The following is a 7,964-nucleotide window of genomic DNA, read 5'->3' as shown; positions in this document are numbered from 1 at the left end:
TTCAATTTGTACTTCTTTTGAGAACATAACAAACCCCCGTAAGTTTGGATTTACTCCAACTTACGGGGGTCAGTTCAATTTCCTTTTTGCATAAGCACGGCGATACCTTTGCATTGTTTTATATTCTTTATCAAATAGCTCAACTGGACTCTTACCTTGTAATGCTATTCTCATCGGCATGGCATTCATCTTTTATCCTTTCAGGAGACATCGATTATAAATAAAAAACCTATCGTTTTAGCAACAGGTTTGTCATAGTGTTTATCGTTAAAAATTCTCATGTATTTTCTGGTTAATTATTTTTATGGTAATAAGAGAAAGCCATCAGATTAACCATTTTTAGAATTAAGTAAGCAGTCAGAGTTAAAACTAAAGCCATGTATGTGATGTGCATGATAGTAAAACTGAGTAACAGTAAACCAAACACTATCTCAAGCATATTAAATGCAAATGCTTTAGTTTGAAGATCAATCTGATAATTTCTTTCATCGTGATCAGTAATTTTTTTCTTTGTCATAGGCATAACAATCATAGAAATACCAACTGCTATCAAAATGCCATACCTAAAATTAACTGGGACTACTTTTAGCAATATGAATATAATAGCTAGTAATACCAATATAAAAATACCAATTTCCTTATAATTAATTGTATTTTCTTTATCTTTCATCATTATCATCTTCCTCCGTATAAATAAAAATATCCTCAACGCTTTTTCCAAAATATCTGGCAATCTTCATTGCTAATAAAATAGAAGGATTGTAACGACCATTTTCTAGCGAACTAATGGTTTGTCTAGTGACACCTAGATACTGAGCAAAAGCTTGCTGGCTGACTTTCTGTTCTTTACGCAATTTTTCTAAATTATTTAACAAGATAAATCACCTTTCTTAATGTAAAGTTTCCTTTCCAATAAGTATAATACATTAGTTTTTAAATGTAAAGTTAACTTTCCGATAGATTGATACAACTGTTACTCAATCTTATTTAACCCACTTTCGCGGTTGCGATCACTTCCCTTAATCAGCAAGTCTAAATCACGATACGCAAAGGTTAGCTCAATTGATTTTGAGACCAAGTCTTGCACCTTAGAGGCTAATTCTTTGTTAAAAAAAGCACATTTCCATATGTTTGAGATTGTGCTTATCTGATTTTAGCTTGTAATTGCATTGATACACTCAACATTGTTTGAAAGTTGGGCGCACCTGCTTTGAATTGAAAGCCTTCTTCTAACATTTGGTCTAGTTGACTATATAAGTCTCTAAATCGTTCTAACTGCTTGATATACAGTTCTAATTGTTCTGGTTTTAACCATATTTTTGTTCGCATAATTCATTTCTCTCTTTCGTAATAGAATCAAAATATAAAAAGTAACAATAAAGAAGACAAATTTTTTGTTAAAAATAAAAATCTCAAAAACAGTTTAATTAGTATTGACTTGGAGTACACTCAAAGGTTTATGCTATATTTATTAATAAAGAAAGGAAACAATGTTAGATTGTTTGCATTAAATCATTATGCATACAATCCAATATAGAGTAACTAACTATGGAATATACAAAATTAACAAACAATACTAAAATGCCTGTACTAGGATTTGGTGTTTTTCAAGTACAAGAAAAAGGTGCAGCCAAACAAGCTGTGATTGATGCTATCAAAACTGGCTATCGTTTGATTGATACTGCAGCAAGTTATGGCAACGAACGTGAAGTTGGTGAAGGGATTTCTACAGCTATTGAAGAAGGTTTAGTGACACGTGAGGAACTATTCGTTACTTCAAAGATGTGGGTTCAAGATGTTTCAGCTGATAAAGCTGCATCGGCAATTTTAGCATCACTAGAACGCTTGAACTTGGAATATTTGGATCTCTACTTAATTCACCAGCCCTATAACGATGTTTTTGCTGCATGGCGTGCAATGGAAGAAGCATACAGAACAGGACAATTAAAAGCCATCGGAGTTTCTAACTTTGATATTGGGCAATTAACAAATTTAGCAGAATTCTCTGAAATTAAACCAATGCTAAATCAGATTGAAGTTAATCCATTCCAACAGAATAAAAAAGATGTTGCTTACTTCTCAGATTATGGTGTCCAAACTGAAGCTTGGGCACCATTTGCAGAAGGAAAAAATGGCTTGTTTTCAAATGAAATATTGAAAGAAATTGGTGACAAATACAACAAATCAATTGCTCAAGTTGTATTACGTTGGTTGACACAAAGGAATATTGTTGTTGTAGCTAAGTCAGTTAAGCCAGAACGTATGGCTCAAAATCTAAATGTGTTCGATTTTGAGTTAACCGATAAGGAAATGGAAAAGATCGCTTCATTGGACACTAATATTAGTCAATTTTTCGACCATGCCGACCCTGACATGATTAAATGGATGGCAAATCGTGAGATTAGTTATGATGTTACCGCAGAATAGTGAGGTTTTACTATATGCATATTAAAAAAGCTGTTCAAATAACAGGATTAACTGCTGATACCATAAGATATTACGAACGCATTGGTATTATTGGGTCAGTCCCAAGACTAGAAAATGGTATTCGAGACTTCGATGATAGAAGCATCAATCAGTTACATTTTGCAAAAGTAATGCGTACTGCTGGTATGAGTATTGAAGCATTAAAACAGTATATTGATTTCATCTATGAAGATGATGATGCAACAATACCAGCACGAAAAGCTATGTTAATTGATGCAGCAGATGAAATGGACGAAAAAATAAACAGCCTTGTAACTGCTCGTGATTATTTACGAGATAAGGTCAAAAATTACTATGGACACATGAGAGATACAGAAAAAAAATTAGTTGATGATAAATAGCATAACTTTACCACTTACATCAATAATTCGTAATGGCTTACTATAGATTTTTTGGGTACTCAAACCCCTAGAAGTACGTCTAGGTGCTGGGTACTCTTTTTGTAATTTACGCATCACATCTGCCAGGGTATTACCCGTCATATACTCATTTTGTGAATGCCAACCAACTGCTTTATACTTTGTCATGCCCCCTTTCCTTGTTCATCATCTTCGTTGTATTTTTTAATCGGCTTTTCAAAGTTGATATTTAACTGCTTACTTGCCTGTGTAATCGCATTCTTAGTAGTTGCCATAACCAGTTTTTCGTGTTCAGCCGATAACTCCACTGTATTGATTGCTTCAATAATTTCATCATTCAATTTCATACCAACCATGATAAGTATTTGCAACAATAACCGTAAACTATGTTGTGTTGTCCCTAGAAATATAGGTGTATAAGTTGTTGGCTCATTGTTAATCTTCATCATGTCGGCTTTCCTTTCTCAAAATGTTACATTTAGGTATGTCGATGTAAAAACGACACAAAATTTAAATTGTGTCGTCCTTTAGAAATTTATTTTATTAAGATAATTTGTAATTTTATTTCTTAAAATATCATGTTGTTCAGGGCTATATTGATATTTTGGATCTGACCAATACCCTGAATCATACAACCAAACTGGCATTTTTAGTCTGTCAGATGATTCTGTTAAATATCTTGGAAAAACATGCGCATGTAAAAAATTGTCCGTATTTCCTAATATATCGTAATTAATTCTAGTTGGCTGGCAAGCCAAAGAAATAGCATCGCCTAAGATGCTCATGTCTCTTAAAAACAAAGTTCTTTCATCAATATTTAAATCGTTCAAAGATGAAACATCTTTCTTAGGCAGAAGAATTGAGTAACCCGGCAAAAATTGAACATCACCAAATACAGCAAACCCTCCCGACATTTCTTTCATAACCATCGGATTTGTTCCATTGAGTGCAGATTTTATTCTATTGTCATACCATTTTTCCATTAGTTAACCCCTTTTTGAAGTAAAAACATATTATAAACAGCATAATAAAGATTTATAAGAATTACAAATATTGTTTTAACAATTAATTTGATACAGATTTCGACCATACCAATCCAAGTTAACCTAAATGTTGATATACGAAGTAATACTATATCAACATTTACAGGTACAAAAAAACAGGTCATTTTCAAAACCTTTCACAAAGTCCTTAAAACGACTATTTCATGACATCACTTTTTAAATTTCACAAGTCAACTAATTTTAGGCCAATTTGCTACTTACACAATATTTAAAATTTTTTCCTAAACAAAAATTTTATAATGATACAATTAGGTATTAGATAATTTCTAAAGAACGAGGAATCAAAAATGACACCAGATGCGCTTTTTAATAAAGCAAAAGAAACTAATATTGTGCCCTACGATGCAAAAATGCAATCAGCTTTTCAATTTGGTGTATTTGCCGATGAATTGGCAGATTTAGTTATAAGCGGTAAAAAAACAGCAACCACAAGTTCACTAGACTTATACGAAAAAAATGAACCTTTACCACAGCTTGGTGCATATGATGTGGTATTAGATAGTAAAAATCAAGCCATTTGTATCATACAAAATGATAACGTTGAGATTAAAAACTACCTAGACATTAGCGACAAGCATGCTTATCTTGAAGGCGAAGGCGATCGAAGCTTAGAATACTGGCGTAATGTTCATAATGATTTTTTTGTCAACGAATACCAATTAGAAGGACTTGTGTTTAAAGAGCAAAATGCTAAAATGGTTCTTGAAAATTTTCACGTTGTGTACCCTGTAAAAAAATAATTAGTTTTTGAATAAATAAACTAATATATATAACTTGATTGTCAAAAATCCCTTACTTGACTATCCCCAATCTTAATAAAGCCCCATCCTTTCAAACTAGAGGACAAAGGGCGTAACTGTTTTTTCATTATCAGGGAACATCATTTTTTCAATTTTTGTGTCGGTAAACCCATGTTAATACGCATGTTCAGCTGGTTACGTATTGCCATTGGTAAACTATCTGCACTAGGTCATTGTATACCAATAATAAGATAGAATCCCCATTCACGTCCGAGTCATTTAGATTAGACATGGCCGCTTGATAGGCGGGATCACTAAACGTTAGTCGGTCATTAATTTCTCGATTGAGCGCAAATAAAAAAACCTTAAACAATAGCTATTCAAAGGTATTTTTAAAATGTTTTGATTAAATGATTAGATTGGTAATTAACAACTGCTTGATGAACAAGTTATGTAATTCTTTTGATGATTTAGTTGAAACAACAACGCCATTTTTACGTATGCGCTGTTTTATGGTGTATAGATTTGAAAAGCAAAGCGATTGGTAATATTTAATTATCTCGGTATCGGTAATGGTTTTCATAAATTAAAAGACCAGATACAATTACCGCAATTACTGTCCCACAAAGCAAAGCCAGTAAAATATTTTTTGGCATTGAAACCATAAAGAATAAACTGCCGATAAAAAATATAAGCACGAAATAAGACAATAGTTTTAAGTTTGACCTTTTGGGCTTATCTTCAATGCTTGCAGTGACATTGACTGATAGAAGTGATAGTGTCATTGTAGCAACGATGAACGCAGTCCAAATAGGATTACTGCTACTAATTGCTTTATCAATATTTGTAAAGCTTTGATAAATTAACATTAATATAATAACGGCATTCTCAACGAGAAAGGCTATTTTAAAATTTTTTATTAATTGTAACTTTAAACGTTCATCAACGACTTTTTTCATTTTCAAAATCCCCCTGTTTTAACCAAAAAACTTCATCAAGCGTCTTATTCAGTCCATAACAAATTCTCAAACAAAGACTTATTGTTGGGTTATACTCACTTTTCTCAATTAGACTCATTGTTTGACGAGTAACACCAGCAATATACGATAGATCTCTTTGAGATATTCCAGCTTCAACTCTAAATTTTTTGACATTATTCGTAGGCATCACAAATATCCTTTTAAGTAATATATACATTACTTAAGTAATGTATATATTACATGATGAAAAAGTCAAGCTTAAAGAATTAATTCATTGAATACTGATGAAGATTAGTTTTGTTTTAATTTCTGTTTTTCATACGCACGACGATACCTTTGCATCGTTTTATATTTCTTACTAGACTCTTATCTTGTAAGGCTATACACGTAGGCATGGCGTTCATCTTATTGATGATTAATCGTTATCATATCGAGTTTCCTTTCTTAAAAGGATTGAATGCATATATTTCTTGTGATAAAATGTATTTTTATACATAAATATTTACGATGCACTTCAGACATTATTTAAAAAAACTAATTAAAATTGAAGGAAATAGACTTATGAAAATCAAACAATTAACAACATCCGACGCAAAAGAGTTACAAGAAATCAGTATTGAAACATTTACAGCCACATATAGTAGTCAAAGTGATATAAATGACTTAAATCAATATCTAGAAGAAAGTTATTCAATTGATAAGTTGACAAAAGAAATTGAAAACACCGATTCTACTTTTTACATTTTTTATGATGATGATAATGAAAAAATGTCTTATTTAAAGTTAAATATTGATAGTGCACAGTCTGAGGATGATTTTGATAATGCTCTAGAAATTGAGCGCATATATATTCAGAAACACCATCAGAAAAAAGGATTAGGCCGCCAAATGTTTAACTTGGCTCTCAAGAAGGCTTCGGAACTAAATAAAAGACAAATATGGCTAGGAGTCTGGGAATTTAATGAAAATGCTAAATTATTTTATACGCATCTAGGTTTCGAAGTTGCTGGTGAGCATACCTTTAATTTAGGTTCTGATGCTCAAACAGATTTGTTGATGTCCAGAAAAATCTGATCTGACACCCTTATTATTGCTATCCAAGTTAATGCAGAGACGCTCTATCACTATAAATGAGAAATGCCTTCTTGCGTGGTATTAGGTAATTAAAATTCTTCTCACTATTTTTTACACTTAACAATATTAATTTTCTAAAAAAGAACGATACAACGTATTGGTTGTATCGTTCTTTCAAATTTATAATAAAATCAAACGAACACGAAAAAATTGATGAAAAGCCTATCGTGGTGATTACCAGTTGAGTGTTTTTATTGGTTATGAATGGATCCAATTGATTAACACTGACTTGTTGCAATGTTGCTTTTTTTAGTATAAAACACCAGATGTAGCGCTATATCTCATTACGACATCGTTCTTATGGTGATGTGTGTGATATCAAATTGATAAAGACCTTTTTTCAGCTAAATAACCATAACCGCCCACAAAAGTTGCATCAATGATATCATCGTGTGTTTTTAAATTAACTACTATCCGTGACGGATTATTCAAATTATATCCTTGCTCAAAAATATATTGTGATTTCCTTTCAACATACTTAAATAGATAGCAAGCTAATGCACAGTTAGAAGTTCCAGTTGCTGACTCTTCATCAATGTCATAAAGTGGTGCAAAGTTTCTACAAATTGCAGTGACGTGTTCCTCATTCTTTTCTAGGGTAAAAGCATGAACACCAATAACATTTTGTTCTTTACTCAATTTTGTCATGACATCAAAATCCGGATTTAATTGTTGCAATTTATCAGTAGATTTGATTGGTAACATAATATCTCTTAGACCTGTAGAAACAATTTGTATTGGTAATTTATCATCAATCGCACTACTGTCTAGGCAGTCATCAAATACATTTGTTGATAGTCGATTGAAAAAAGTTGGTATTTTTTGTTCCATGAACACCATACCATCTGCATCAACAGTTATAGCCAACACACCTGATTTCGTCTCTATCGTATACTTACTTTTAGATAACTTTTGCAATAAATTTAAAACTGCAAATGTGCCTATTGTAGCGTGTCCACAAAGAGGAACCTCTTCGGCAGGCGTAAAATATTCGATACGAAAGTCAGCTATACTTGATTCTGTCACAAAAGCTGTTTCGGCATATCCCAATTCTTTAGCAATTGCCATTTTTTGGATTGCACTCAAATCAGGCCTATCAAAAACTATTCCTGCTTTATTTCCACCTGCATTATCTTTACTAAACGCACTTGCAACATATACTTCAACCATTTCAGTTTTCCTCTTTAATCATAGAATTAT

Annotated in this window: 12 protein-coding genes and 4 pseudogenes; 4 read left to right on the top strand and 12 right to left on the bottom strand. The window is 32.2% G+C overall.

Annotation, left to right across the window (positions count from 1 at the left end; all coding sequences use genetic code 11):
• Positions 1-69 precede the first annotated feature (69 nt).
• The 4 genes and pseudogenes from K5Q13_RS09710 to K5Q13_RS02370 form a co-directional block, all read right to left on the bottom strand.
• Positions 70-192, bottom strand: a pseudogene (locus tag K5Q13_RS09710) (IS30 family transposase); the annotation flags it as partial.
• Between the two features lie 100 nt (positions 193-292).
• Positions 293-673, bottom strand: coding sequence for a hypothetical protein (locus K5Q13_RS02380; RefSeq protein WP_246574119.1), 381 nt, complete (start codon positions 671-673; stop codon positions 293-295).
• Positions 660-875, bottom strand: coding sequence for a helix-turn-helix transcriptional regulator (locus K5Q13_RS02375; protein ID WP_220739485.1), 216 nt, complete (start codon positions 873-875; stop codon positions 660-662). The genes K5Q13_RS02380 and K5Q13_RS02375 overlap by 14 nt, the downstream gene beginning before the upstream one ends.
• Positions 876-973: 98 nt before the next feature.
• A pseudogene (locus K5Q13_RS02370) lies at positions 974-1,329 on the bottom strand (hypothetical protein).
• A 219-nt stretch (positions 1,330-1,548) separates the two neighbouring features.
• Between K5Q13_RS02370 and K5Q13_RS02365 the strand changes: the two are divergent.
• Both K5Q13_RS02365 and K5Q13_RS02360 read left to right on the top strand, forming a co-directional pair.
• Positions 1,549-2,427 carry an aldo/keto reductase gene (locus K5Q13_RS02365; RefSeq protein WP_220739483.1) on the top strand — a complete coding sequence of 293 codons (879 nt, stop codon included), beginning with the start codon at positions 1,549-1,551 and terminating at the stop codon, positions 2,425-2,427.
• A gap of 14 nt (positions 2,428-2,441) precedes the next feature.
• Complete coding sequence (locus tag K5Q13_RS02360; protein WP_220739481.1) at positions 2,442-2,828, top strand: MerR family transcriptional regulator; 387 nt, start codon at positions 2,442-2,444, stop codon at positions 2,826-2,828.
• On the opposite strand, the gene K5Q13_RS02355 is transcribed toward K5Q13_RS02360, so the two are convergent.
• The 3 genes from K5Q13_RS02355 to K5Q13_RS02345 all read right to left on the bottom strand — a co-directional run bounded on the left by K5Q13_RS02355 (position 2,811) and on the right by K5Q13_RS02345 (position 3,829).
• Complete coding sequence (locus K5Q13_RS02355; RefSeq protein ID WP_220739479.1) at positions 2,811-3,014, bottom strand: hypothetical protein; 204 nt, start codon at positions 3,012-3,014, stop codon at positions 2,811-2,813. The two genes, K5Q13_RS02360 and K5Q13_RS02355, sit on opposite strands and share 18 nt — an antisense overlap.
• Positions 3,011-3,295 carry a hypothetical protein gene (locus K5Q13_RS09540; RefSeq protein WP_246574117.1) on the bottom strand — a complete coding sequence of 95 codons (285 nt, stop codon included), beginning with the start codon at positions 3,293-3,295 and terminating at the stop codon, positions 3,011-3,013. Before K5Q13_RS09540 ends, K5Q13_RS02355 begins: the two co-directional genes overlap by 4 nt.
• Positions 3,296-3,373: 78 nt before the next feature.
• A complete protein-coding gene (locus tag K5Q13_RS02345; RefSeq protein WP_220739477.1) occupies positions 3,374-3,829 on the bottom strand; it encodes an HIT family protein in 456 nt (151 codons plus the stop codon).
• 368 nt (positions 3,830-4,197) lie between these two features.
• Between K5Q13_RS02345 and K5Q13_RS02340 the strand changes: the two genes are divergently transcribed.
• Positions 4,198-4,650, top strand: coding sequence for an ASCH domain-containing protein (locus tag K5Q13_RS02340; RefSeq protein WP_220739475.1), 453 nt, complete (start codon positions 4,198-4,200; stop codon positions 4,648-4,650).
• A 44-nt stretch (positions 4,651-4,694) separates the two neighbouring features.
• Here the strand turns inward: K5Q13_RS02340 and K5Q13_RS09535 are convergent.
• The 4 genes and pseudogenes from K5Q13_RS09535 to K5Q13_RS09705 all read right to left on the bottom strand — a co-directional run.
• Positions 4,695-4,990 (bottom strand): annotated as a pseudogene (locus K5Q13_RS09535) (cell division protein FtsK); the annotation flags it as partial.
• Between the two features lie 211 nt (positions 4,991-5,201).
• Positions 5,202-5,609, bottom strand: coding sequence for a hypothetical protein (locus tag K5Q13_RS02335; protein WP_220739473.1), 408 nt, complete (start codon positions 5,607-5,609; stop codon positions 5,202-5,204).
• Positions 5,593-5,817, bottom strand: a complete 225-nt coding sequence (locus K5Q13_RS02330; protein ID WP_220739471.1) for a helix-turn-helix transcriptional regulator — start codon at positions 5,815-5,817, stop codon at positions 5,593-5,595. Before K5Q13_RS02330 ends, K5Q13_RS02335 begins: the two co-directional genes overlap by 17 nt.
• A gap of 104 nt (positions 5,818-5,921) precedes the next feature.
• A pseudogene (locus tag K5Q13_RS09705) lies at positions 5,922-6,046 on the bottom strand (IS30 family transposase); the annotation flags it as partial.
• A 145-nt stretch (positions 6,047-6,191) separates the two neighbouring features.
• Here K5Q13_RS09705 and K5Q13_RS02325 point away from each other — a divergent pair.
• The gene (locus K5Q13_RS02325; protein ID WP_220739470.1) at positions 6,192-6,704 is read left to right on the top strand and encodes a GNAT family N-acetyltransferase; all 513 of its coding nucleotides are present in this window, start codon (positions 6,192-6,194) and stop codon (positions 6,702-6,704) included.
• Between the two features lie 378 nt (positions 6,705-7,082).
• On the opposite strand, the gene K5Q13_RS02320 is transcribed toward K5Q13_RS02325, so the two are convergent.
• Complete coding sequence (locus K5Q13_RS02320; RefSeq protein ID WP_220739468.1) at positions 7,083-7,934, bottom strand: PhzF family phenazine biosynthesis protein; 852 nt, start codon at positions 7,932-7,934, stop codon at positions 7,083-7,085.
• Between the last annotated feature and the right edge of the window lie 30 nt (positions 7,935-7,964).

This window comes from Leuconostoc miyukkimchii (assembly GCF_019656055.1).
GTDB classification, from domain to species: domain Bacteria; phylum Bacillota; class Bacilli; order Lactobacillales; family Lactobacillaceae; genus Leuconostoc; species Leuconostoc miyukkimchii.
This window is presented reverse-complemented; position numbering and strand designations above follow the sequence as displayed.

Excerpts from the sequence above, each read along its gene's own strand:
- K5Q13_RS02380 (WP_246574119.1), bottom strand. The coding sequence starts at position 673 with ATGATGAAAGATAAAGAAAATACAATTAATTATAAGGAAATTGGTATT.
- K5Q13_RS02365 (WP_220739483.1), top strand. The coding sequence starts at position 1,549 with ATGGAATATACAAAATTAACAAACAATACTAAAATGCCTGTACTAGGA.
- K5Q13_RS02360 (WP_220739481.1), top strand. The coding sequence starts at position 2,442 with ATGCATATTAAAAAAGCTGTTCAAATAACAGGATTAACTGCTGATACC.
- K5Q13_RS02355 (WP_220739479.1), bottom strand. The coding sequence starts at position 3,014 with ATGACAAAGTATAAAGCAGTTGGTTGGCATTCACAAAATGAGTATATG.
- K5Q13_RS09540 (WP_246574117.1), bottom strand. The coding sequence starts at position 3,295 with ATGATGAAGATTAACAATGAGCCAACAACTTATACACCTATATTTCTA.
- K5Q13_RS02345 (WP_220739477.1), bottom strand. The coding sequence starts at position 3,829 with ATGGAAAAATGGTATGACAATAGAATAAAATCTGCACTCAATGGAACA.
- K5Q13_RS02340 (WP_220739475.1), top strand. The coding sequence starts at position 4,198 with ATGACACCAGATGCGCTTTTTAATAAAGCAAAAGAAACTAATATTGTG.
- K5Q13_RS02335 (WP_220739473.1), bottom strand. The coding sequence starts at position 5,609 with ATGAAAAAAGTCGTTGATGAACGTTTAAAGTTACAATTAATAAAAAAT.
- K5Q13_RS02330 (WP_220739471.1), bottom strand. The coding sequence starts at position 5,817 with ATGCCTACGAATAATGTCAAAAAATTTAGAGTTGAAGCTGGAATATCT.
- K5Q13_RS02325 (WP_220739470.1), top strand. The coding sequence starts at position 6,192 with ATGAAAATCAAACAATTAACAACATCCGACGCAAAAGAGTTACAAGAA.
- K5Q13_RS02320 (WP_220739468.1), bottom strand. The coding sequence starts at position 7,934 with ATGGTTGAAGTATATGTTGCAAGTGCGTTTAGTAAAGATAATGCAGGT.